Raw genomic sequence first — 23,928 nt, forward strand, 5'->3', positions numbered from 1 at the left:
CTACCCGGAGCACGACGGTCCGCACCGGACGCAGCTGCCGCCGGGCCGGTCAGGCGCCGACCGCAGGGCCCCGAGAGCCGGGCCCTGTTGCGGTGCGGGGTGGCCGGCGCGTTGGCGTTCGATCTCCAGGTGCTGGGCGGCGAGCCGGGACAGAGCGAGCTGCCGGAACACGAGGGTTCGACGTCACCGTGAGCACAACCGGTTCAATGCCGACCGGCTCTCATCGTCCGCGGCGCGGCAGATCATCAACCGCTGGTCCGGGTCTTGGAGTGGCACAAGCACTTCGAAGTTCACGGCGATCACACCTGCGTCCGGGTGCCGCAGCACCTTGGCTCCGCGGCCGTTGACCTTCACGTCCCGCTCGGCCCACAAGCGCGCGAATTCCTCGTTACGGGTGGTGCATTCGGTGATGAGGTCGATCAACGCCCGGTCCTCCGGGTGCGCGGCCCACGCTGCGCGCAAGTGGGCGATTCCCTCCCGCACGACGCGCTCGCGGTCGACGTAGAACGCGCGTATGTCCGGGTGTACCAGGCACAGCCACATGGCATTGCGTTGCGACGGCGGCAGGGTGTCGAAATCCAGCAGCAGTCTCGCCATTTCGCCGTTCCAGGCCAGGATGTCGTAGCGGTGGTTCATCAGCATGGCCGGCAGCGGCGACAGGTCGGCGACCAGCCGGGCCAGTGGTGGCGCTGCAGTGGTGGCGGGCTTGTCGGCGTTGCGGGGGCGCTGCTGGGCCAGGTTGAAGAGGTAGGCGCGTTCGTCGGGGGCCAGGCGCAGCGCCCGGGCCAACGCCTCCACCACGTTCGCCGAGGGCCGCAGTCCCCGGGCCTGTTCCAGCCGCACGATGTAGTCGATGCTGACCCCGGCCAGTTCGGCGACCTCTTCACGACGCAGTCCCGGGGTCCGCCGGGCCTGCTGACGCGACGGCAGGCCGAAGTCCTTCGGGTCCAGGCGCTCGCGCCGGGTCCGGAGGAACGCGGCCAGCTCCTTCGTCGTGTCCACGGTGCGGGTCGTCATGGTCGGTCCAACAGCCAGGGTAGGACTGGTGTTCCCAGGAAACTCTTTCCCTTATCCCCGGCTCGCGGCGGTCACAGACTTGTTCTCGACAACGGATGACAAGCACAGGAGGACACGATGTCGCTCTCCCTCGACAGCTACCGGCTGCTGGGCCGCTCCGGGCTGCGGGTCTCACCGCTGGCGTTGGGCGCGGCGACCTTCGGCACCGAGTGGGGCTGGGGTACCGAGCAGGACGAGGCGCGTAAGCTGTTCGACCTCTACGTCGAGCGCGGCGGCAACTTCGTCGACACCGCCAACACCTACACCAATGGCAGCTCCGAGCGCCTGCTGGGTGAATTCACCCGCGACAACCGCGAAAGCCTGGTGCTGGCAACGAAATACACCACGCTGCGCCGGCCCGGCGACCCGAATTCCGGGGGTCCTCACCGCAAGAGCCTGTTCGCGTCGGTGGAATCCAGTCTGCGACGGCTGAACACGGACTACATCGATCTGCTCTACCTGCACGTGTGGGACTTCACGACACCGGTCGAGGAGATCCTGCGCGGCATGGACGATCTGGTCCGGCAGGGCAAGGTCTTGTACGTGGCGATCTCCAACGCCCCGGCCTGGCAGGTGTCGCGCATGCAGGCGATCGCCGACCTGCGCGGCTGGTCGCCGCTGGTCGCCCTGCAGATCGAGTACAACCTGATCGAGCGTACCGGGGAACGTGACCTGATCCCGATGGCACGCGAGATGGGGTTGGGCGTGGTGCCGTACTCGCCACTTGCCGGCGGGGTGCTCACCGGCAAGTACAGCCGCGACGACCTGACCACGACGAACACCGCGGTCGACGACGGCACCCGTAAGGGTTTCAATATCGCCAACGGCGGGCTCACCGAACGCAACCTGGACATCGCTGATGTCGTGAAGGAGGTCGCCGCGGAGCTGGGCCGCACAACCGCCCAGGTCGGGCTGGCCTGGACCCTGCAGAACCCGGATGTGACGGCATCGCTCATCGGTGCCCGCACCCTCGCGCAGCTGGAGGACAATCTGGGTGCCCTGGAGGTCGACTTCACGGCCGCCCAACTGGCCCGCCTCGACGAGGCCAGCGCGATCGAACCCGGCTTCCCGCACGACCTGCTCGCCAGCGACAGGATGCGCGCGGTGACCCACGGCGACCTGAAGGTCGAGACCCGCCGCTGATCCTCGATCGAGCCCCGGGGCGGCACTACCGCCGTGCTCGGGGAGAAGGTCCTCGTCGACAACCAGCGGTATCCCCCCGGGTATCGCCGGCCTGAACTCCAGGGCCCATGTCTCCCACCCCGCGGACGAGAAGATCGCTTGTGCCATGGGGTGGGGACGCTATCCAGCCGACTTGGCTCACTGCAACGCGCAAGCAGGTCGCTCAGGTTCGCCGAGAGACCTTGAAGAGACACTGCAACCAAGCAGGGACAACGGGAACTGCGTCCGATCCTTGGCTGCCGGGCTTATGACGTCGCCGGCTGTGAGTAGTGCGGAGCAGCGGGCCAGAGCCCCTGGCTCAGGGGCTGCTCGGTGGTCGGTGGCGCTGATAGTGGCGGGCAGCGCGGGCACGGTTGCTGCAGGAGGGCTTGCAGAACTCCTGCCGGGCATGTCCCTTGAGGAAGTAGCGGACGCATCGAGGGGCTGTGCAGGCGCGGAGCTGCTTGCACTGGGGCCCTGTCAGGAAGTCGATGGCGGAGCGGGCGAGGGCCGCGCACAATGCCAGCTGCGGGTCCGGGGGTGCGTGGGGCGAGACCGTCTGCAGGAACGGCAGAGCCTCGGTGGGCCAAGCCAGTTGCGGACTTGTCGGTACTCGTCGGGCGGCCGTGTTGATCCGTTCCAGCGCGTCATCGCAGGAAATCAGCCGATGGGCGTCGGCCTTGCTCGGCAGGGTGGGGCTGACGGCGCGTGCGAACAGGGCGCGAACCGCCTCGCGCACGGACACGACCGCCGACACGGCCTGCTCGTCGGCGGTGAACCCCCGCGCATCGACGACTCCGTCGAACAAACCCGCACGGCCTCGAACCCATGCTGTCAGCCCCTGGGGGCCGGACAGGTCGTCAGCCACGCCGCCATTGCCGTCATGGCGGATGGTGCCCGCGAGTTCGAGCGCGAGACACCGCTCTGCTGTCTCCCCGACGTCCATGGGTCCCATCCGATCGTTGCCGCCGTGCCGTCTGCCCACTTGATCAAGGGGCGATGCATACCCTACCGTCACTAACGCATCTAGGCTCATTAGGCGTTAGGCATCGACTCTCTGCCCAGCAAAGGTGACCCATGGTCCTCCTGGCACACATCAGCGATCTCCACCTCGACGGCACCGACCGCGCAGCCGAACGGGCCACCCGCGTCATGGACCACCTCCGGGCGCTGCCCCGGCCTCCCGACGCGCTCCTCGTCACCGGGGACATCGCCGACCACGCCGATCCCGCCGAGTACGAGCAGGCCGCAGAGATCCTCACCGCGCCCTTTCCGGTACTGACCTGCCCCGGCAACCACGACGTACGAGCGGTCTACCGCAAGGCCCTGCTGCGCCAGCCCGCCGCCGACGGGCCGGTCAACAGCCTCCACCACATCGCCGGCACGGCGATCCTCATGGCCGACTCGACCATCCCCGACCGTCACGACGGGCTGCTCGCCCCTGAGACCCTCGCCTGGATCTCCGCCGCCCTCGACGACCTGGACGCTTCCACCCCCGCAGTACTCGCCTTCCACCACCCGCCCGTGGCCCTGCACCACCCGCTGCCCGATTCGATCCGTCTCGGACGGCCCGACGAGTTGGCCGAGGTGTTGAACGCATATCCCCAGGTCCTCGCGGTATTCACCGGCCACGCCCACACGGCCGCCACCGCCGAGTTCGCAGGTCGCCCGCTGCTGATGGCCCCCGCCACGATCTGGACGCTCGGACTGCCCTGGCAGGGAGACCAGCTCGCCGACCTGGACGCTCCGCCGGGACTGGCCTTCCACGTCATCGAGGACCGACGGGTCGTCACCCATTTCCGCGTCGTGGCCTGAACCGGAAACGGTCGGACACAGCCGTGGACCTCTACGCCGTGGCCGGATTCCTGGCCGCAGTCCTGCCCCTCGTCGCAACCCCCGGGGCAAGCCTGACCCTGCTGATCCAGCGAGTCACGACCAGCGGCCGACGAGAGGGCCTGCCGGTCGCCCTCGGTACCGCAACCGGCCTCTACGTCCATGCAACGCTGGCGGCACTCGGCCTGTCCGCGCTGGTCATGAGTTCGGGCCAGGCGTTCACCGCCGTCAGGCTCGCAGGAGCTGCCTACCTGTTGACCCTCGGCATCTCAACCTGGCGCACCGCCTCACCCCGAGCGACCGCCCGCCGCGCCCTCGGCCGGGCGCCGCGGGCGCGGAGCTCGGCCTATACGCAAGCCCTGCTCGGCAATGTGCTGAACCCCAAGGCGGCATCCATCTACCTCACTCTCGCTCCCCAGTTCATCAATCCCCATCGATCCCCCATCCGGCAGATCCTGCTCCTCGCCACCGCCCACACCGCTCTCGTCAGCCTCTGGCTCCTGATCTGGACGCTCCTCCTCGGCAGAGCCACACGAGCCGCCGCATCCCCGCGCTTCAAAGCAGTCCTCAGCAGGATCACCGCCACGGTCCTGGTCGCGCTGGCCCTCCGAACCGCCGTAACCTGACGCCCGACCAGCACGGTGAGACATGTCGCTCAGTAGAAGGAGCTGCTGCTTCAGACGGAGGGGCTGGGCTCCGCCGAGGGGCTGAGCTCGCCCGGAGCGTTGGGTGCGGCCGGGGAATCGGGGGTGGCCGGGAGACTGGGCGCGGCCGAGGGGCTGAGCTCGTCCGAGCGGCTGGGTGCGGCCGACGGGCTGGGTACGGCCGGGGAAGCGGGTGTGGCCGAGGGGCTCAGCTCGTCCGAGCGGTTCGGCGTGGCGGAGGGGCTGAGCTCGTCGGAGCGGCTCGGGGATGGCTGAGGGGCCGGCAGTGGCCGAGCGCTGCTGGGCGTGGCGGAGGGGCTGGGTGAGGCTGAGGAGCTGGGCTTGGCCGAGGGGCTGGGCTTGGCCGAGGCGCTCGGTGTGGCGGAGGGACTGGCCGCGGCCGACGGGCTCGGGCGGGGGTCGTGGGGGCAGAGCACGTCAGGGTCCTTGAAGCCGTAGCTCAGGCCCCAGTCCCAGTCGCAGCCGCCCCAGTAGGCTCTCACCCAGCCGCAGTAGGGGCCGCCGTAGCTGAAGCAACGGGGCACCGAATCGTCCGAGTCCGGACCGGTGGAGGGTGACCAGGACGATTCGGCTTCGCTCTGCGAGGCGCCGAGGGCGTTGACCGTGCGGACCTGCGTGGCATCGGACCTCTGGGACGTCCCGCCCGTGAAGAGGAGGGCCAGGCCGAAGGCCGAGACGGAGGCCGCCGCGATGGAAGCGGCGAGAGCGCGGCGGGTGGTGCGCATGGCTGTTCCTCTTGGCTTCGTGGTCTGTGGCACGTGGGAATTGCACTCCGGGCACGAGCACCGCCGCTGTGAGCGCCGAAATTAAACATATGGTCGGAAGACCGTTCAATAGTCGGCGAAGCGCCGCTCAGGCGGCCCTGCTCCGGTTTTTCACTCGAAGAGTCCCGCCTCGACCCAGGTGCCGCGACCGCGCGCAGATCTTCACCGGGCCCGACGGGGGCCTCGGCCGGGCCCGGTGACCGGCGGACGACCGGCGATCGTCACGGTCAGCTCAGGGAGCGGATCGCCGGGCTCGTGGCGACCAGGCCGGCGCACGCCAGGACGGCGCTGCCGCAGACCAGGAACAGCGTCGTCGTGCCGAAGGGGAGCAGGGCGCCGGCGATCACGTAGGAGAACGGGTCGAACGCGACCGTGGCCAGCACGACGAGGCTGAGCACCCGGCCCAGCAGCTGTTCGGGCACCCGCTCCTGCAGAGTGGCCACGACCACCACTCCGAGGAACCCGGATCCGAGGCCGATCAGCGAGACGACCGCCGTCGCGGTGACGACATGGGTGACGGCGGCGAGTCCGGCCATGCCGGCGCCGATCGCCGCGACACCGCCGACCACGGTCCGGCCGCGCCGGGCGGGCGGCCGCCAGCCGGCCATCAGGGAGCCGGCCAGTGAGCCGGCACCGAAGCCGGAGAGCACGACGCCCAGGGATCCCGCGCCGCCGAGGCGTTGATCGGCGAGCACCGCGCCGCCCACGAGCACGGGGCCCACGACCGCGATGTTGATCAGAGCGATGGCCGCGAGCATCCCTCGCACCAGGGGTTCGTGCCAGGTGTACCGCAAGCCCACGCCGAGGGCACGCGCACTGCTGAACTGCTCGCCGTCGACGGCGGCCGGTCCGGCGTCGTCCCCGGTACCTTCGCCGCGTCGTACCACGCGGATAAGCGTGCTGAGGACGACGGCGGCCACCGCGGCCATCGCCGCGATCCCGCCGAGCGTCGCGGCGAAGCCGACCGCGGCGATGCATCCGGCGGCCACCGCCGGGCCGACCAGGTCGCCCCCCGACTCCGCGCCCTGCACCAGCCCGTTGACCCGGGAGAGCTTGTCGGTCGGCACGACGGCGGGGAGCAGCGCCAGGGCCGCCGGGAAGTACGCGGCGTCGGCGGCGCCGAGCAGCCCGCCGAGCAGCGCGACCGTCGTCAACGACGGCGAGGTGAAGGTGACCAGGACGCCGAGGGTCAGCAGGACGGCGACCCGCAGCCAGGCGGCACCGGCCACGACACGGGCGGGGCCAAGGCGGTCGACCAGTACCCCCGCAGGAGGCAGCAGCACCGCACGCGGCAGCGCCACGGCCACGAGGACCAGGCCCGTGGCGATTCCGGGTTCCGACAGGTCGAGCACGAAGAGCGTGAGCCAGACGATGAACAGCGCATCGACCACGGCCGCCAGCCCTTGACCCACGATCAGGCGGCGCAGGTGCGAATCGCCGAGCGGTTCGCGCGGAAGGGGCGGGGCGGTCGGCTCCGTCGTCATCGGTGGCTCTCCGGGGCTCGGGTGCGGGGCGTCGGCCATGGCGTGGCGGCGGCCCACCGGCAGCGCCGACGGGTCCGGGCGCTGGGTGTCACTATGCGATGTGGGTGCCCCCGTCGACCGTCAGGGTGGTGCCGGTGATGTAGGACGCCGCGTCGGAGACGAGGAAGACCAGAGCCGCGGCGAGCTCCTCGGGCCGCCCGATGCGGCCTGAGAGCACCCGCGGCATCACCGCCTCCAGGTAGCCCTCGGCGTAGCCGTCGGTCATCGGGGAGGTGAAGAGGCCCGGTGCGAGGGCGTTCACGCGGATGCCCCTGCCGGGGGTCCACTGCTGGGCGAGATCGCGGGTGAGCCCGAGGATCCCGGCCTTCGACGCCGAGTAGGCGGCCTGCGGCAGCCCGCCCGTGACCAGGGCGAGGATGCTCGAGACGTTGACGATGGAGCTGCCGGGCAGCATCACCGCGCCCGCGGCCTGGGCCGTCCAGTAGGCGCCGTTGAGATTGGTGTCGATGACCTCGCGGAACTGCTCCGGGGTCTCCTCCGCCGCGGGTCGCTCACTGCTGATCCCGGCGTTGTTGACGAGGATGTCCACCCGCCCGAACGCCTGCACGGCCGCGTCGACCAGCCTGCGGCAGTCATGCGGCTCGGTGACGTCGGTGCGTACGGCGACGGCCCGGCGGCCGAGCTTCTCGACGGCCGCGCGCACGGTCTCCAGCCGCTCGGTGCGCCGCGCCCCGAGGACGACGTCGGCGCCGGCCTCCGCCACCGCGGTGGCGAAGGCGACGCCCAGTCCGGAGGAGGCGCCGGTGATCACGGCGACGCGACCGTCGAGCCGGAAGCGGTCGAGGACGCTCATCGCCGCCCGACCTCCGGGGGAGCCGCGTGGGGAGGAGCCGTCCCGGCGGCGGTCACCGGTGCGCGGCGACGTAGTTCACCGCGTCGCCGACGGTCCTCAACCCCGTGACCCGGTCGTCCGGGATCTTCACCTCGAACCTGTCCTCGACCGCCACGGCGATCTCCATCATGGCCAGGGAGTCGACGTCGAGGTCGTCGGTGAACGACGTCTCGGCGCTCACCTCGGCGGAGTCGATGCCGAGGACCTCCTCGACGATCTCGGCAATGGCGTTGAGGATGTCGTTGTTGTCCACCACGGGTTCCTCCCTCTGGGGATGGGGATGGGGATGAAGTCGGCGTTGATCACCGGTCGGTGGGGCGAGCGCGGATGGGGACGTCAGAGCCCGAGGCGTCGCCGGTAGGCGACGAGGGTGCGCAGGAAGCCGTCCATCTGCTCCTCGGTGTGGCCCGCGTGCGGGAACAGGCGCAGGAGCGCCTGGTTGCGTGAGACGGCCGGGTAGGAGAAGACGGGGACGAGATAGCCGTCCTCGACGAACCACTCCCGCATCTGCAGGGCGGCGGCGTCGCTCCCGATCGGCACCGAGAGCATGTACGACTCGGTCGGCGTCGTCGCCGTGCCGGCCTCGTGCATCTGCTGGCGAAGGCGGGCGGCATGCGCCAGGTAGTCGTCGACGATCCCCGGAGTGCCGGCGAGGACGCCGATCGTGCGGTCGGCGGCGTAGGCGGTCGGCGGCTGGATGGCGGCCGTGAACATCGAGGTGCCGGAGAGCAGTTCGAAGGCGTCGATGGCCGCCGCCGGCCCGGCGATCGCGCCGCCCTCCAGACCGATGGCCTTCGACAGCGACACCATGACGAAGTCGGCCCGCTCCCGGATCGCGGCCGCCTCCCGGGCGTAGGGGCGGTTCTCGGGCCCGTAGACCATGAAGCCGTTCGCGTCGTCGATCATGCTGACGGCGCCGTGCCGGTCGCACTCGTCGAGGATCTCCACGATCGGCCCCATGGTGCCGTCGGCCGAGTAGATGCTCTCGGCGATCACCACGGTCTTGTGGGTGCGGGCCCGCTCCAGGACGCGGGCCAGGTCGGAGACGTCGTTGTGCCGGAAGGCGTGGACGTTGCGGCCGTAGCCGAGTCCCTGGAGGCCCTTCCAGATGCTCCAGTGGACGTCGCGGTCGACGACGAACACGGTGTCGTGGTTGCGCACCTCGATCCCGGCGTCGAAGTGCGCGGAGCTGCTCATGGCATGGACGAACCCGATGTTGGCCAGGAGCCCCGTGGCGAAGCTGATGGCTCGTTCCTTGCCGGTGTGACGGGCGATCGTCTCCTCCAGCACCTGGTGCGGGCGGCAGATCCCCTGGGTCATCCTGGATCCGCTGGTGCTCAGGCCGTGGGCGAGCGCCCCCGCCGCGAAATGACGCCGTACCGGGAGGTGGCGCTCCAGGTCGAGGAAGCTGATGCTGGCGAAGTTCACCAGCTCGCGGCCGTTGCGGACGATGGTCGGCCCGACGGGACCGTCCACCACCGGTGGGCGGTACGCCGTGTCGTGGGTGTTCGCCTCGACGAAGGCGGCGAAGGCCCACGGGGCCAGGCGGTCCGCGGAGGGGCCAGCGGTGCGGGACGCGGTCATGGCGCGGTTTCTCCTCCACGATGGGCGCGGGGCGGTGAGGGCTCCAGGGCGGTGGCGAGGTGGCCGAGCGAGGCCGTTCCGGCGAGCTCGTCCGGCGCGATCCCGGTGAAGCCGAACCGGTGGAGCAGTGCCAGGAGGCGAGGGACGGCGACCAGGGTGACGCCGTGGTCGGCGAGGCAACGGTTCATGTCGACCGCGTCAGGGCCGTCGGAGGAGCCGCCCGGCGGACCGTCGGGTGCGACAGCGGCCACGGCGGCGGCCAGTGCCCGTTCGGCGCCCGTCGCGGGCCGGCGCGACGGGACCCGCGGCGTTCCCGTATCGGTGGTGCTGGTGGCGCCGGTGGTGGCGGTGCGGGACAGCACGTAGCGGCCCGGGGCCGCGATGCCCGGCACCTCGTCGAGGTGGTCCAGGACGTGGCGGTGCAAGTCGCCGGGGGTGACACCGGGGGCGGTGCGGGCGCGTGCGACGAGGTGCGGTTCGCCTTCCCCCGCGGCGTCCCCGCTGGGCACCACCGTCACGTCGAGCACTCCTGGGTGGCCGCGCAGCACGTCCTCGACCCTGGCCGGGCACACCCAGCCCTGCGGGGCACGCCACCAGCCGGAGGCGGCCGATGCCAGCGGACGCGCCGGAACCGGGCAGTCGGCACCGTCGGCGAGCGCGCGCAGGAAGGCGCACAGACGGACGGGCAACGCCACGGCCTGCCCGGCGTCGAGCAGGTGGTCCCCGACGGTGACGTCGAGCGTGACGACCCCCGCGTCGAGGGCGAGATCGACGTAGAGCGTGTCGCAGGGCTCGTCGGGCGCGCTGCGGATCCAGGTGGCGGACGCGTCCGGCGCAGTGCCGTGCGCGGGGGCCAGGTACCCGGGGACCAGGTAGTCGCGCGGCCACGAGTAGCAGTTGTACTCGATGGTCGGTACGGTCACGACACCGCGGTGACGGTCCATGCGCGCCTGGGCGGCGACCAGGTCCGCGGGGCGCCACTGACCGTGCCGGTAGGCGGCGGCGGAGGCGGCGGCGACCGAGGCGACCACCTCGCCGAACGCCGCGCCCGGGCGGAGGTCGATCTGGACCGGAACCGTCAGGGCCCGGACGTCGACGCTGTTCCGCAGCGCGGCCCGGGCCCGGTTGGAGACCACCACCGACGCGAGGAAGCGGAGTTCGCCGGTGCGGGTGGCGACGTCGTGGGCCAGCGCCGCGAGCACCACGACCTCCGGACTGACCCGATGACGCCGGGCCACGCGGGCGAGGTCGGCGTACGCGCCCGCCGAGCGGTGCTGGAGGCGGTGGCGCCCGATGCCGTCGTCGGTCCCGCCGAACGGGGCCAGCACACCGGTCGGATTGCCCGCGAGCCGCGTGAGCCACTCGCGCTCCGCCGCGCGGGCGCGTTCCGGCCGCTGGGCGGCGACCGCGTCGAGCGGGTGCACGGATGCCTCCACCGGTGCGTTGACGCCGTGCAGCTGGTCGTGCAGCTGGTTAATCAGCACCGCCAGCCCCCACCCGTCGATCAGGACGTGGTGGGCGGCCAGCAGGACCGCACGCGGCCTCCCTGCCTCCAGCAACACCCTGGCGCGCCAGGGCGGATTCCGCTCGGGATCGATCGGACGGGCGGCCAGCGCCGCGGTGGCGGCTTCCAGGGTGCCGGCATCGACGGCGCGGACGTCGACGTGGTCGACCGGCAGCGGGGCCCAGTCCGCGCGGTGGACGTGCTGGACCGGGCGGAGCGGGTCGACCGTGGTGCGCAGCGCCTCGTGACGGGCGGTGAGGGAGGCGAGTGCCGCGTGGACGTCGGCGACGGTGGCCGGGGGCGGGACGTGGCAGTGGTCGGCGAGCGGCGTCGGGTTCACCCGCCGTCGTGCGGGGACGGTGCGTTCGAACCAGTGCCACTGCTGGACCCAGGTCAGCGGCCCGCTGCGGCTGACGGCGGCGGCGCTCGGGGTCGGCTCCGGGAGGCGGTTCACGGCCGGGCCCTCACACGGCTCGGACCACGAGAGCGGCATTGTGGCCGCCGAAGCCGAACGAGTTGCTGAGCGCGATCCGCATCCGCTCGTGGTGCTGCGCCCGGTGCGGCACGAAGTTGATGTCGGGGTCGATCGGATTGTCGCAGTTGATGGTCGGCGGGACGTCGCCCGTACGCAGGACCTGGATCGACGCCACGAGCTCGACCGCTCCGGCGGCACCGATCATGTGCCCGGTCATCGACTTGGTGGAGCTGACCGGGATCCGGGTGACCCGGTCACCCAGCACCGTGCGCAGGACGGCCGTCTCGGTGGCGTCGTTCAGCAGCGTTCCGGTGCCGTGCGCGTTGACGTAGTCCACGTCCGCCCCCGTGATCCCCGCGTCGCGCAGCGCCGCTTCGACGGCGAGGCACGCGCCGCGTCCCTGCGGATGCGGGGCGGTCCAGTGATGGGCGTCGGAACTCGCTCCGTAACCCGCGAGTTCGGCCAGAGCCGTCGCTCCTCGCCGGTCGGCCACCTCCGCGGCCTCCAGCACCACCACGGCGGCCCCCTCGCTCATCACGAACCCGTCGCGGTGCGCGTCGAACGGCCGGCACGCCGCCGTCGGGTCGTCGTTGCGCGTGGACAGCGCGCGGGCGTTGCCGCTGCCCGCGAGGTCGACGGTGGTGACGCAGGCGTCGGCGCCGCCGACCAGGACGACGTCCGCCTCCCCGCTGCCGATCATGCGCATCCCCGCGCCCACCGCGTCCGCGCCGCTGGCGCACGCCGTGCTCTGGGCCCGGCTGGGCCCCTGCGTGCCGAGACGCATGCTGATCTCGCAGGCGGCGCTGTCCATGGCGGTGGTGACCTGGGTGAACGGGCTGATGCCCCGCGGCCCCTTGTCGCGCAGGATGTTCGCGGCGCGGTAGATCGACCCGACCGGGCCGTAGCCGCTGCCGATGACCACGGCGACCCGCGGCGCCAGGCGCTCGTCGACGACGAGCCCGGCGTGCTCGCACGCCTCCAGCGCCGCGGCGAGGGCGTACTGCGCGTACGGGTCGGCGCGGCGGCTGACCGCCGGCGGCATGTAGCGCCCGGGAGTGAAGTCGCGCACCTGGCCGCCGATCCGCACTCCGAGACCGGTCACGTCGATCGCGTCCACGGTGGCGATGCCGCTGCGCCCGGCGAGCATCGCCGCCCATGTCTCGCCGACACTGTGGCCGAGCGGCGTCACCGCCCCGTACCCGGTGACCACCACCCGGCGCCGGGACGGGCTGCGCCCGGCGTCGCCCCGCTCTCCTGCGTTCGTCACTGGGGAACCACCTCGGCGTCGCGGATGCACGGGAGGATGTCGTCGGGTGCGACGGGCACCATGAGCACGGCGGTGCCTCCCCGGGAGCAGAACCGCCGCGCGGCAAGGATCTCCTCGGTCAGCGCGGCCTTGTCGCGCAGCACTCGACAGTGGATGTCAGGCCCGTCCACCACGGGCGGCGGCGCGCCCGGGCGGACGAAGGGGTGGCGTTCGGCGTCGAGACCGAGGCGGGCGCGTTGGGCGTCCAGCCAGCCGTAGCCGCCGTTGCACAGCACCACGTACAGCACGCCGCCGTGGCCCGGAGCGGTGACGGCGATGTCCGCGCGGGCCGCGAGGAACGCTCCGTCCCCGATGAACGCGGTGACCTCGTGGTCGGGGGCGGCCCGTTTGACCCCGATGGCCGCGGCCGCTCCGAAGCCCAAGGGGGTCTGCTCCGACGGCACGATGGACCCGCCACCGACGTGGAAGGGGAAGCCGTAGGACCACATGTCCTGCAGCCCGTTCTCCTGGACCAGCACGCGGCGCTCGCCGGCGGTGGCATCGAGCGCGGCGAGCAGTTCGGCGATGCGGATCCCCGGCAGTGTCGCCGCGCGGGCCAGTTCCTCCTCCACCTCGAGCGACATGGCCTTACGGGCGACGGCGACCCTGCCTGCCCACGCCTCGGTCGCGGCCGCGCGCTCGGCCTCGCCGCCCTCCTCCAGCGCCCGCGACCAGCCGAGCACGGCGTACCGGGCGTCCCCGAGCACCCGCGGGCCCGCGAACTCGGCCGACAGACCGCCCGGATCCACGTTGACCTGCACCACCGCGACCGGGGGCCACGGTGTCCCGCCTTCGGTGACCGTCTCCTCCAGCCGCCCGGCGAGCGAGACCACCAGGTCGCAGGACGACCACAGTTCGCGGGCGGGGGCCGCGGCGTAGAGGCCCGCCACGCCGCAGAACAGCGGGTGGTGCTCGTCGACGGCTCCCCGGCCGGACGCGGTGGTGAACAGTGCCGCGCCGAGGCGTTCGGCGAAGCGCTCGACCACACCGCCGCCGTTGCGGTGCCGCATCCCGCCGCCCACCAGCACCACCGGGCGCCGGCTCTCGCGGATCGCCGCCAGGGCCGGTCCCGGCGTCGCGGGAACGGAGTCGAGGAGCAGCGGTTCGGGCAGCGTCGGCCACGGCCCGGTGACGAGGATCGCGGCCGTGCGGACGTCATCGGGCACCTCCAGGTACACCGGCCCGGGCGGCGGCCCCAGAGCCCGGGTCAGCGCCGTCACCGTCGCGGGGACGACCCGGTCCGGATGCCCCACCCGGTGCGCCCACCGCACGAGCGGCGCTGTCACGGCGACCTGGTCGAGTTCCTGGAACCCGCCGCTGCCCCGGCGGTGTTCGGGCACGCCGGCGGCGAGCACGAGGACGGGTGCACCGGACTCCCGCGCCTCCAGCAGCCCCGTGGCCGCGTGTGTGACGGCCGGGCCCTTGCCCAGCGCGCATACGGCGAGCCGGCCGGACTGCAGGGCGTAACCGGTCGCCATGTACATCGCGTTGCGCTGGTCACGGCACGGTACGAGGTCCAGGCCGGCGGCGTCGAGGGCGCGGAGCAACTCCAGGTCGTCGCCGGGCAATCCGAAGCAGGTGTCCACCCCGTTCGCCACCAGCAGGTCGACGATCGCGGACCACGCGTCGGCGTACCGTTTGCTCACCTGGCTCACCTGGCTCACCTGGCTCAGCCTGCTCACCTGATTCACCTGGCTCACTCCCCGCTCGCCGTGACGGGGGCAGCCGCGGGGAGGGTCTGCGCCACGGCCTGCGACATGAGCAGCGGTTCGGCGTGCCGCTCGCCGCCGTAGGAGATGTAGTTCGCCCGCATCCCGAATCCGCCGAACGGGCGGTTGCCGTCCTCGGCGTCGAGCAGCGTGTGGCCGACACAGGTCTGGTGACGCTTGGCCAGGACGTCCACCGTCTGCGGATCGTTCCCGTAGACCATCGCTCCCAGCGCGCGCTCGCTGAAGTAGGGGTTCGACAGCCGTTCGCGCAGCAGCCTCGCGCTGGGGTAGGCCACGACGTTGAACACCGGGGCGAACATCTCCTCCAGGGGGATCTTGTCGTCGAAGCCCCAGAGCAGCACGGTCGGCTCGATCTTGCGGGACGGCAGGTCGATGCGCCCGCCGTGCCGGATGCGGCGCGCATGGTGCACCAGGTAGCCCGAGCAGTTCACCAGCGCAGAGTCGTAGAAGATCGGACCGTAGTCGGCGGCGGGGTCGCCGTTCCGTCCGAAACGCAGCGAAGCCAGTTCGGTGGACAGCAGGTCGACGAATTCCTCGGTGCGGCCCTTCGGCGTGAACACGACGTCAGGACCGAAGCAGTCCTGGCCCGAGTTGTAGAGCCGGAGCCTCGTGACGTCGTGCACGGCGCGGGTGAGATCGGCGTCGGGTGCGATCACGAAAGGGTTGATGCCGTTACCGAAGAAGAGGAGGAGCTGGTCTTCCGCCAGCCCCTCGCGGACAGTCTCGGCATTGGCGTAATTGCCGGTGAAGACGACGAGGTCCGCTTCGCGTACCGGGCCCGTCACGAACTTGCGCTGACTGAGTTCGGAAAGGCTGATGGGCAGGCCGTGAACCGGTGCCAGCAGGTCGTGCAAGCGCTGCATCTGGCTTTTGATCTCGGAGGACGGCCGAAAGGTGATTCTTTCGCTGTAGAGGGATGCTATGAGCATGTAGAGCGCGTAGGAATGGAGCGGCATGTTGGAGGGCATGAAGACCGCGACCCGAGGCACGTAGCCGGGCCGGACGCGACGGATCTCCTCCTCCGCCCCGTCCAGGGTGGCGAGGAACGAGCGGATCTCCGCGCCGGCGGTGTGGTGGGGCGAGATCTCGGTGAGGATTCCCATCACCGCGTCCTCGTTGTCGGCCACGTACCGGCGCACCGCGCGCAGCGCATCGACCCGGTCGGCGAAGGGGATGCGGTAGCCGCTCGCACCGACGGCTGAGTCGACGGCTGAGTCGACGGATGGATCGGACGCGGTGACGTCGGTGGGCGTCCTGGACGATGCGGACAGCGAGCTCATGGCGATCTTCTCCAGAACGGCCCGGTCGGGCTTTCCCGTGTTCGTGAGGGGCAGCGAGGGAAGCACGACGATGTGGTCGGGCTGCTCGTAGCGGGCGAGCACAGGGCGCAGCAGCCGTTTCCAGTGCGCGGGTTCGTGAGCGTCCGGGTCCGTGATCACGAACACCAGGCGACAGCCCAGACGGGCGTCGGGGACCGCGACGACCTCCGTCTGCGCGCCGGCCGACTCGGCCAGTTTGGCCAGGTGGTCGGGATAGAGCGTGTGACCGTCGCGGTGCGCGGCGTGCTTGCGCCCGACCGGGAAGACGCGGCCGGCGTCGTCGACCAGGCCGATGTCGCCGGTGCGGTGAACGGGACTCGAAACCGGAACGACCTCGCCGTCGGCGCCGAGGTGGCCGGTCATTAGGCCGCTACTGCGGACGACGAGCTCGCCGAGCCGGCCGTGGGGGAGCGGCCTGCCGTGGTCGTCGTGGACTTCGACGACCACACCGGGCAGCGGCGTGCTGCACCCGACCGGATCGGCAGGGGGCGCCAGCGCGATGTTTCCGGCCTCGGTCGCTCCGTAGCCGTCGAGCAGGTGCCGGCCCGTGCGGGCGTGGAACCGGGCGGCCAGGCTGCTCCCCAGCGGCGCGCCGCCCACGCACCAGGCCCGTACCGTCTCCAGCGCGTTCACCAGGGCGGGGCGACGGTCGAGCAGGTTGAGCAGGCTGTAGTAGGTCGACGGGGCCCCGTCGACGACGGAGAGGTCGTGGTCCACGCCGATCGCGAGCGCATGGTCCAGGCGCGTGGTCGGCCCGTAGACCACGAGCGTGCCTCCGCCCAGCCACCAGCAGAGGACCAGTGACAGACCGTACTGGTGGGAGTACGGCAGGACGGGCAGGAAGACGTCGTCAGGCCGGTACCCCATGCGTTCCGCACTGAGCGCGAGGTTGTCCAGGATCGAACGGCCGGAGCGGACGATGCCTTTGGGGCTGCCGGTCGTACCCGACGACCAGGAGATCGCGGCGTCCTGACGCCGTGCCCAGTTCGCGACGTCGGGCACGGCAGGGGTGTTCGAAGCGGTGCGCGGCGCCGCGGTGCCGCCCGTACCGTCGCCGATTTCGAGCATCACGCGCGCCTGGGCGCGGATCTTCGATCGCTGTGACGGGGTGGCGCGATGATCGGCCAGGACCACCGAAGCGTCGAGGTGAATGAGCGCGAGCAGATTGACGACCCATTCCGGGGCATTGGACCCGCTCATCATCACCCGCGAACCGGGTTCGACGCCACGGCGTGCGAGGAGTTCGGTGGCGGCGATTACGCGGGCCGTGATTTCGTCGGTTTCCCAGATGTTTCCATCGGGCGAGATCAATCTCCTGGAAACGGGCAACTTGTGCTCCTCAAAACCAGGTGGTTCAAATTGACTGTCCCACACCCGAAGAACGGTGTCGAGTGCTTCGGCGAAATTCCGCTACCTGTACGGGGTGATTGAGAGTGCAGTGACGAAAGGGGCATGTGAGAAGTGAGGTATTCTCAATAGAAATCATTTCATATGCCTATTGAGGGTGGCTCTGCATGCGCCGTGCGCCGACCGATACCGGACCGTGCCGCGGGTGGACTCACACGGTTCATCCGGCTGGAGCGGAAATCGCGCCCACCCAGAAGCGGAGGACGCCATCACCGCGCTGAAACAGTTCCTCGAACAGCCCGCCCTGAACCCGTGGTACGCCTGCGAGGAGCCGAAGTGCAGCATCCACTCCGCGCCCGAGAGCGTGGACATCGGCGAACTCGGGAAGGTGACGTCCGCGGAGGCGTACCTGCTGGACCTCCTCGGCAAGGCGAAGCACCAGGGCGACCGCGAGGCGACGGCCCCGAAGGCGGTGCCCGCGATGTCGTAGCCATGGCCGTACCTGACCGAACGCCCCGACTCGGAAGGTGGACCGAGGCGTTCGGCCGGGTACGGCCATGGTCACGACGTCAGTAGTCCGTCTGGGACGGGTGGAGCAGTCCGTGCCTGCGGAAATCCTCGTACCTGCGGGTTGCTGTCGCGCACGGTGTCCGGGTTGAACTCCTGGGCGCAGGAGAGCACCGGATCCCCTGCGGCGTGAGATTCGTGGTGTTGCTGCTGTGGCGGCCATCGCGCCCCAGGCCCCGGTCCGCGCGATCCGGCGCGACCCGGCCGCCACCGGCCGACGCCTTGCCGGATGTCGCGGTCCTCAACGGGTATGGGCGATCTGCGAGTTGACCGCGCACCACTGGCCCTGCGTCATGTCTCCGGTCGTGTTGTCCGGCACGTCGAAGCCGGCCACGGCGCCCGGCTGGAAGACCAGCACCATGCTGGAACCGCCGTAGCTGAAGTACCCCAACTCGTCGCCCTTGTCGACGTGCTGCCCCGGCGTGACCCCGATGGTGAGCGAGGAGATCTCGGTGATGCCGACGGGCATCACGCAGACGACGCCGACGGGGTCGGGGCTCTTGACGAAGATCAGGGCGCGGGCGTTGACCGAGGCCTCGTAGATCTGGGACTGAACTCCGGCATCCTTGTCGTGGCCCGCCGATTCGAGTTCGGTGAACGTGAGCCCCTCGACCACCCGGGCGCTGATGACCGTACCGCTGACCGGGGTGTGCCAGCGGTGGTAGTCACCACCGGAGAGGAACGACTGGTAGACATCGCCCCCGACGAAGCCGTCCGTCAGATCGCTGCCGTCCAGCATGTCGTAGAGGGAGTAGCGCTGGCCCTTGACCCAGAACTCGTCGGTGCGCTGCACGTTCCCCTGGATCTTGACCACCCTGCCGTCGTTGGGGGCGACGATGACCTTGGGATTCGTGCTGTCCGCGACCGGGCGTTTGCCGGGCCTGACCTTCCGGTGGAAGAAGTCGTTGAACGAGGCCAGCCCACCGTAGGGCTGGGTGAAATCGACTTCGAAGTCGTCGAGCTTGAGCTTCTGCCGAGCATCCGGTGACAGCCACTGGTCGGCGGTCAGTACCTCACGGCTGGCAGGGCTGTCCAGGTACGTGCACCACTCCCGCAGGACCCCCAGAAGCGCCCTGTTGAGGTCCCTGTTGCGGAAGACCGCCTCGCCGGCCGGCGTGTACATCATGTCGACGAACAGGGCGGACATCGGGAAGTGGACCTCGTCGGTGTAACGCGGGGCCCAGGTGACGATGGTGTCGAGGTGGTCGAGCAGGCCGGGAATGTCGCGCACCTTGCCCTTCCAGCTCTCCGCAGCCTGCTCGATCATCAGGCTGACGTACATCCGCACCACGGGATCCCGGTCGATCAGCCTCGCCAGCTCGGCCACCGAGTTGTGCCGGACGATCGCGCCCTGCGCCTGCTGCCGCTCGACGTACCCGCCGAGTTCGTCCAGCCAGGCGTGGACGACGGCCCGGTCCGCCGGAAGGTACCCGGCGGCCCGGGCGAACGAGTTCTGGTAGCGGGCCTCAACGGCCTGCTCGGTGTACTGGTTGCCGCAACTTTGCGTCACTGGTTTTCCTTCGCCCTGGCTGCTGGTGAACTGAACGCATGTGGAGGGCCTGACTCCGCGTCCACGTTCGGCAGCGCGACCTCGATCCGTGGCACGCGGTGCTGCACGGCCCGAACGAGGTGCTTTCGGAGCGACCTTGAACCCACCCACTCCCCGATAGCATTATCTGCACACGATCTATCAGGCGTCCACTCGAACAGCTACACAGAGTTACATCCGCCGAGCCTCCTGGCACAGGCCCGCGCTCTGGACCGCGGGCCGGACCACGCTCCGGCCCGCCTTGGCTCAGCCCAGGGCGTCCACCAAGGCGGTGACGTAGGCGTCCAGCCGCTGCTCCACAGCGCGCGTCGTCAGCTCCGTCCTCCCGGCCTCCCGCCAGGGCCGCGCCACCGACCGCACTTCCTCCGAGCACGCCAGTCCGTCCCGCACCCGCCAGTACAGCCGCTCGCTCGCGGTCGCGGCCAGCACCCCGCCGGCCTCCTCGTACGCCTCGGCGAACCGCTGACCCCACGCCGGGCCGTGCAGCAGCGCGAGATTGGTGGAGCAGTGCGCCACGTCGAGATCCGCCGGGCCCCAGCAGGCCGCCGCCCAGTCGACGACGCCGGTGATCCGCACACCTGCCGGCCCTGGGGGCGGCACGTCGAACAGCACATTGCCGGGTTGGAAGTCCCGATGCAGGAAGCGTCCTTCACCGGGCGGCGGGGGCCTGCGGATCACGTCGATCGCCGCGGCCCATGCCGCCGCGTCGGCGCCCTTCGGCACCACGACGGTGTCGGCGGTCGTCAACGTCACATAGTCCCGGGGCCGTTCGGCCGGCCGCAGCGCGTGGATCGCGACGAGCTGGCGGGCCAGCAGGGGGACACGTTCCTCCACCCCCTCATCGTCGAGGACCGTCCGGCCCGCCAGATGTGTCATGAGGAGTGACGGATACTCGCACTGTGCGGCGGTCGGATCAACCGCGAGCAGCGCAGGAGCCGGCACGCAGGTCCCCGTCAGCAGGGTCAGAGCGCCGGCCTCCCTGCCCAGCCAGTCGTCGGCGTGCTCCACGGAGAACGGGTCGACGAAACTCCGCAGCACCAGGTCGCGGGTGCCTCCGTCCCGCGCGCCGATGGTCAGCCTCCGCATCTCGGCGGTGATGCCGCCGTGCAGTGCCTCGATCCCGACGATCCGCTCGCCGGGTTCCAGGTGCCGGCCCACCCACGCCAACGTCAACGGCCGTTCAGCTAATGCTTCATGAGGATTGGTCACAGCGCCACCCCATCATCCGGGCGGCAGCACGCGCAAAGGACTTCACCGTCCAGCAGCATCGCAGCTGCCGCCGCCAGCCGGATGCCGATGGCGGTCCATCCCGAGTACCCGACCGGGCTGCGGGTCTCAGGCAGAGACAGGAGGGCGCCCAGGTGGTCCGCCAGTCCGGGACCGCCTTTTCGATCAGCGGGCCGATGAAGGAATCGAAGATCTCATTGACCGGCTCGCGGGCCTGTATCGCCCGGCGGAGGTCGGCGCGGGCCTGCTCGTCGGCGGCGGAACGGGGCTGGTCACCACACCCGGCGGCGTCGATGGTGGCTGGCCGGGCAGGAGTCCTGATGCGCACTGTCGGTCTATGTGCGGGGCGCATAGGCTCCCTGGGCATGCGGAAAACCACGCTCCCTGGGCATGCTCGGTGGGCTCGACGAGCACACTGACGCGGTGATGCTCATCGGTTACCACGCCCGTGCCGGCAGTGGTCCAGCCGTGCTGGCGCACACGATGAGCGACGCCATCCTGGACGTTCGCGTAGCCGGCCGTTCCATGGGCGAGATTGGTCTCAACGCTGCCATGGCCGGGCATGTGGGTGTGCCGGTCGTACTGCTCAGTGGCGATGACGCCGCCTGCGCCGAACTGAGTGATCTGGTGCCCTCGGCTGTCACCATCGCGGTCAAACAAGCCCTCGGTCAGGCCGCCGCCGTGGCGCTGCACCCTGAGGAAGCCCGAGAGCGTCTGCACCAGGTGGCCGCCGAAGCTGTCAGAGCACGAACGGCGGTCCCGCCACTTGCCCTTGCCGGGCCCCTCAAGGTCGAGGTCGACCTGCACAGCCCCTACATGGTTGACCTGGCGACACTCGTGCCAGGTGTCTCACGCGCAGAGGGCGGCCGGACGGTCACCTTCACTGCCGCAGACTTTGCGGTCGCCTACCGGCTGGTCCTTCTGCTCGTACAACTCGCGAGCATCGAGCCTGGCTAGAGCCCGCCATCGAGGGGGATCGTTGCGGCTCGCCCGGCCTCGGAATCACTACTGGGTGTGACGGGCCCAGGGGGAGCACCCGGGTGTCAGGGGCATCCGGTTGGATGAGCACGTGACTGTCCAAGACGTAGCTCGCCAGTTCCCCTCCATCGCCGACCTGCGGAACCTTTGCCGCTCGCTGGCGATGCTCGATGCGATCCTGAGCCCGGACTGGGAGGGCCGGTGCTACTCATTCAACGCCGGCTGGGCCGACGGTGAGGAGATGGCCTCGATGCGGAACGGGTCGGGGGACGAGTACTCCGTCGTCTTCTCGGCGGCCGGGGCGTATGTCCGCGGTTTCGACCACGAAGCGCCGATGAGCCCGTACGGCAACGAGGGCGAGCCCTGGCCGGGGGTGATCGACGATGTCCCGGAGGTCTTCAGGGCCTTTGTCGAGGAGCCGGCGTTCACCGACGAGGACGACGTGCCCGTCGTCACGGCCTGCCTGTGGCGGGGGGTGACGGACGATCGGTGGCAGCACGGCGTGATCGACTTCCCCACCGGTTCTTCCGATCCCGACGGGGCCACGGGCCTGTTCGAGCTCCTGGTCGACCGCTCGCCGGCAGCGTTCCAGCGCTTCGCCGAGGACTACTACGAGGTCCCCGTGGACCTGGACGCGGTGCGCGATGTGTATGCCCTGCGACCGCTGAGCCAGGAACTCGTGTCGTCGCTCAACGCGGAGGTCACCCTCGCGGACCTGGCCGAGGACATCGCCGAGATCGGCTACCCGCAGCCGGTCCGGGACGCGACCTGAGCTCCAACGGCCGGTGACTGTCTGATCTGCCGCGTGCCCGCCATCCAGGACCGGACGCCGTCTCTCCGAGACCGCAGAAACCCCCGCACGCGGCACAGGCGCCGACCGGCATCCCGTACCGGATTCGGCCGAGCGCGACGACAGGCACCGCCAACCCCGGCGGCTCCTCCCAGGGTGCTCGTCGATCGGTGAACACGCGCGCTCGGGGTGCCGCCACTGTAAAGATCGGTGGCATGAAGGTACTTGTGATCGGGGCGACCGGAACGGTCGGCAGTGCTGTCGTCAGTGCGTTGGAGGCCGCGCATCACGTGGTGAAGGCGTCGCGTGGAGGTCCGGTGACGGTGGATCTGGAGGATCCGACCTCGCTGGACGCGCTCTTCGACGAAGTGTCGGGCCTCGACGCCGTGGTGTGCTGTGCCGCCAGCGGACCGTTGGTGGACCTGGTGTCGGCCACGGACGGCGAGTTCGCCGAGGGAATGCGGGCCAAGCTCCTGGGGCAGGTCGCCTTGGCCCGGCGGGCCGTGAGACATCTGCGGGACGGCGGCTCCATCACGTTGACCGGAGGCACGTTCGCCGCTCCGATGGCCGGCGGGTCGCTGGGGGCGCTCATCAACGCCGGCCTGGAGGGCTTCGTCCGCAACGCGGCCGGCGAGGTGCCGCGGAACCTGCGGATCAACCTCGTCAGCCCGGGCTGGATCAAGGAGACCTTGGAGAGCCTGGGCATGGACCCGACCGGCGGCACTCCCGTCTCCGAGGTGGCCCGCGCCTACGTGGAAGCCGTGGAGGGCAGTGCGCAGGGCCGGACCATACGGCCGTGATTCTCCGGGCGGGGATCCTGTCGCGGGACTTCTGCGCCCCGCGACCCGCGGGGTCGTGCGTCTGGTAGCCGGGATGCCCGGTCATCTCCGCTTCCAGGGCCCGCCCCGGTACGGGTCCGGGTCGGGGGCCGGTGGGTCAGCGGTGGGTGAAGCGGGTGGTGAGGGTGATGGTGGTGAGGCCCTTGATCATTCCGGCCCTGTTCCAGTTCATGCCGAAGTCGTTGCGGTCGACGGTGATCTCGCCGCTGAGGGTCACCTCGTGCGGGCCGGCGGCGGTGGCGCGGGCGGTGAAGGTGAGCGGGCGGGTGGTGCCGAGCACGGTGAGGCTGCCGGTGACCTTGGCGGTTCCGGCGCTGTCGGCGACGACGCGGGTGGCGGTGAAGGTGAACGTCGGATACCTGTCGACGTCGAAGAAGTCCGCGGAGCGCAGGTGGGTGTCGAGTTTGGCCTGCTTGCTGAGGATCGATGCGGCCTCGACGGTCAGCGTGCCGCGCGCGGAGCCGTCGGGGCCGATCTCGCCTTCGCCGCTGAGCTTGGTGAAGGCGGCCCTGATCGTGGCCAGCCCCCACATCGACTTGTGCTTGATCTCCACTGACGACGTGGCCGGGTCCAGGACCCAGGGGCCGGTGCTGAGGTCGGACAGCCCGGTGGAGGGGTGGGTGGGGTCGGTGGTGTGGCGGGTCATGGCGACCGTCTTTCGCGGTGGGGCAGGCAGTGGGGTTCGGGTGGGGTGCGGCGTCGCGGGCTGGTGAGTCGCGCGCTTGCTTCCGCCCGGTGGTGGTGTGCTGGGGCCCGAATTCGGGGGCCCTTCAGCACCGAGGGCACCGCGAGCAGCGGGATCTCCTCGGCGCAGCGGTCCTCCGCCTTCCAGCAGCGGGTGCGGAAGCGGCAGCCGGA

The 23,928-nt window shown here is 70.7% G+C and carries 20 protein-coding genes and 2 pseudogenes; 7 read left to right on the top strand and 15 right to left on the bottom strand.

The features are described 5' to 3' along the window. Positions 1–183 precede the first annotated feature (183 nt). Positions 184–1,017: a helix-turn-helix transcriptional regulator gene (locus tag ACFVTF_RS33955; protein WP_387817895.1), complete on the bottom strand. Its 834-nt coding sequence runs from the start codon at positions 1,015–1,017 to the stop codon at positions 184–186. A 117-nt stretch (positions 1,018–1,134) separates the two neighbouring features. Between ACFVTF_RS33955 and ACFVTF_RS33960 the strand changes: the two genes are divergently transcribed. Then, positions 1,135–2,199 carry an aldo/keto reductase gene (locus ACFVTF_RS33960; RefSeq protein WP_387817896.1) on the top strand — a complete coding sequence of 355 codons (1,065 nt, stop codon included), beginning with the start codon at positions 1,135–1,137 and terminating at the stop codon, positions 2,197–2,199. A 337-nt stretch (positions 2,200–2,536) separates the two neighbouring features. Here the strand turns inward: ACFVTF_RS33960 and ACFVTF_RS33965 are convergent, their stop codons facing one another. Then, a complete protein-coding gene (locus ACFVTF_RS33965; protein ID WP_387817897.1) occupies positions 2,537–3,163 on the bottom strand; it encodes a CGNR zinc finger domain-containing protein in 627 nt (208 codons plus the stop codon). Positions 3,164–3,294: 131 nt separating this feature from the next. Here ACFVTF_RS33965 and ACFVTF_RS33970 point away from each other — a divergent pair, with 131 nt between their 5' ends. Both ACFVTF_RS33970 and ACFVTF_RS33975 read left to right on the top strand, forming a co-directional pair. Then, entirely contained in the window at positions 3,295–4,032 is a 738-nt protein-coding gene (locus tag ACFVTF_RS33970; protein ID WP_387817898.1) for a metallophosphoesterase, read from the top strand. Positions 4,033–4,055: 23 nt separating this feature from the next. Beyond that, entirely contained in the window at positions 4,056–4,676 is a 621-nt protein-coding gene (locus ACFVTF_RS33975; protein WP_387817899.1) for a LysE family translocator, read from the top strand. 50 nt (positions 4,677–4,726) lie between these two features. Here ACFVTF_RS33975 and ACFVTF_RS33980 read toward each other — a convergent pair whose 3' ends face one another. The 9 genes from ACFVTF_RS33980 to ACFVTF_RS34020 form a co-directional block, all read right to left on the bottom strand. Next, positions 4,727–5,440, bottom strand: a complete 714-nt coding sequence (locus ACFVTF_RS33980; protein WP_387817900.1) for a hypothetical protein — start codon at positions 5,438–5,440, stop codon at positions 4,727–4,729. A gap of 266 nt (positions 5,441–5,706) precedes the next feature. Continuing rightward, entirely contained in the window at positions 5,707–6,963 is a 1,257-nt protein-coding gene (locus ACFVTF_RS33985; RefSeq protein ID WP_387817901.1) for an MFS transporter, read from the bottom strand. Positions 6,964–7,054: 91 nt separating this feature from the next. Further along, positions 7,055–7,816 carry an SDR family NAD(P)-dependent oxidoreductase gene (locus ACFVTF_RS33990; RefSeq protein ID WP_387817903.1) on the bottom strand — a complete coding sequence of 254 codons (762 nt, stop codon included), beginning with the start codon at positions 7,814–7,816 and terminating at the stop codon, positions 7,055–7,057. 52 nt (positions 7,817–7,868) lie between these two features. Further along, on the bottom strand, positions 7,869–8,111 hold the full coding sequence (locus tag ACFVTF_RS33995; RefSeq protein WP_387817905.1) for an acyl carrier protein: 243 nt from the start codon (positions 8,109–8,111) through the stop codon (positions 7,869–7,871). Between the two features lie 80 nt (positions 8,112–8,191). Beyond that, a complete protein-coding gene (locus ACFVTF_RS34000) occupies positions 8,192–9,439 on the bottom strand; it encodes an aminotransferase class I/II-fold pyridoxal phosphate-dependent enzyme (RefSeq protein WP_387817906.1) in 1,248 nt (415 codons plus the stop codon). Further along, on the bottom strand, positions 9,436–11,397 hold the full coding sequence (locus ACFVTF_RS34005; protein WP_387817907.1) for a condensation domain-containing protein: 1,962 nt from the start codon (positions 11,395–11,397) through the stop codon (positions 9,436–9,438). The genes ACFVTF_RS34000 and ACFVTF_RS34005 overlap by 4 nt, the downstream gene beginning before the upstream one ends. A 10-nt stretch (positions 11,398–11,407) precedes the next feature. Continuing rightward, positions 11,408–12,685, bottom strand: coding sequence for a beta-ketoacyl-ACP synthase II (fabF, locus tag ACFVTF_RS34010; RefSeq protein ID WP_387817909.1), 1,278 nt, complete (start codon positions 12,683–12,685; stop codon positions 11,408–11,410). After that, a complete protein-coding gene (locus tag ACFVTF_RS34015) occupies positions 12,682–14,406 on the bottom strand; it encodes a thiamine pyrophosphate-binding protein (protein WP_387817910.1) in 1,725 nt (574 codons plus the stop codon). Before ACFVTF_RS34015 ends, fabF begins: the two co-directional genes overlap by 4 nt. A gap of 14 nt (positions 14,407–14,420) precedes the next feature. Then, positions 14,421–17,102, bottom strand: a complete 2,682-nt coding sequence (locus ACFVTF_RS34020) for an aldehyde dehydrogenase family protein (protein ID WP_387817911.1) — start codon at positions 17,100–17,102, stop codon at positions 14,421–14,423. A 223-nt stretch (positions 17,103–17,325) separates the two neighbouring features. Between ACFVTF_RS34020 and ACFVTF_RS34025 the strand changes: the two genes are divergently transcribed. Beyond that, entirely contained in the window at positions 17,326–17,610 is a 285-nt protein-coding gene (locus ACFVTF_RS34025; protein ID WP_387817912.1) for a hypothetical protein, read from the top strand. 318 nt (positions 17,611–17,928) lie between these two features. Here the strand turns inward: ACFVTF_RS34025 and ACFVTF_RS34030 are convergent, their stop codons facing one another. The 3 genes and pseudogenes from ACFVTF_RS34030 to ACFVTF_RS34040 all read right to left on the bottom strand — a co-directional run. Continuing rightward, complete coding sequence (locus ACFVTF_RS34030; protein ID WP_387817913.1) at positions 17,929–19,197, bottom strand: phophatidylserine decarboxylase associated domain-containing protein; 1,269 nt, start codon at positions 19,195–19,197, stop codon at positions 17,929–17,931. Between the two features lie 285 nt (positions 19,198–19,482). After that, positions 19,483–20,394, bottom strand: coding sequence for a phosphotransferase family protein (locus tag ACFVTF_RS34035; protein ID WP_387817917.1), 912 nt, complete (start codon positions 20,392–20,394; stop codon positions 19,483–19,485). 116 nt (positions 20,395–20,510) lie between these two features. Beyond that, a pseudogene (locus ACFVTF_RS34040) lies at positions 20,511–20,764 on the bottom strand (alpha/beta hydrolase); the annotation flags it as partial. Positions 20,765–20,832: 68 nt separating this feature from the next. Here ACFVTF_RS34040 and ACFVTF_RS34045 point away from each other — a divergent pair. The 3 genes and pseudogenes from ACFVTF_RS34045 to ACFVTF_RS34055 all read left to right on the top strand — a co-directional run. Further along, positions 20,833–21,420, top strand: a pseudogene (locus ACFVTF_RS34045) (M55 family metallopeptidase); the annotation flags it as partial. 94 nt (positions 21,421–21,514) lie between these two features. After that, positions 21,515–22,213 carry a hypothetical protein gene (locus ACFVTF_RS34050; RefSeq protein WP_387817918.1) on the top strand — a complete coding sequence of 233 codons (699 nt, stop codon included), beginning with the start codon at positions 21,515–21,517 and terminating at the stop codon, positions 22,211–22,213. A gap of 233 nt (positions 22,214–22,446) precedes the next feature. Further along, positions 22,447–23,031, top strand: a complete 585-nt coding sequence (locus ACFVTF_RS34055) for a short chain dehydrogenase (RefSeq protein WP_387817919.1) — start codon at positions 22,447–22,449, stop codon at positions 23,029–23,031. 136 nt (positions 23,032–23,167) lie between these two features. On the opposite strand, the gene ACFVTF_RS34060 is transcribed toward ACFVTF_RS34055, so the two are convergent. After that, complete coding sequence (locus ACFVTF_RS34060) at positions 23,168–23,716, bottom strand: YceI family protein (protein WP_387817914.1); 549 nt, start codon at positions 23,714–23,716, stop codon at positions 23,168–23,170. Positions 23,717–23,928: the final 212 nt, after the last annotated feature.

It is taken from the genome of Kitasatospora sp. NPDC057940 (genome assembly GCF_042887425.1).
GTDB lineage: Bacteria > Actinomycetota > Actinomycetes > Streptomycetales > Streptomycetaceae > Kitasatospora.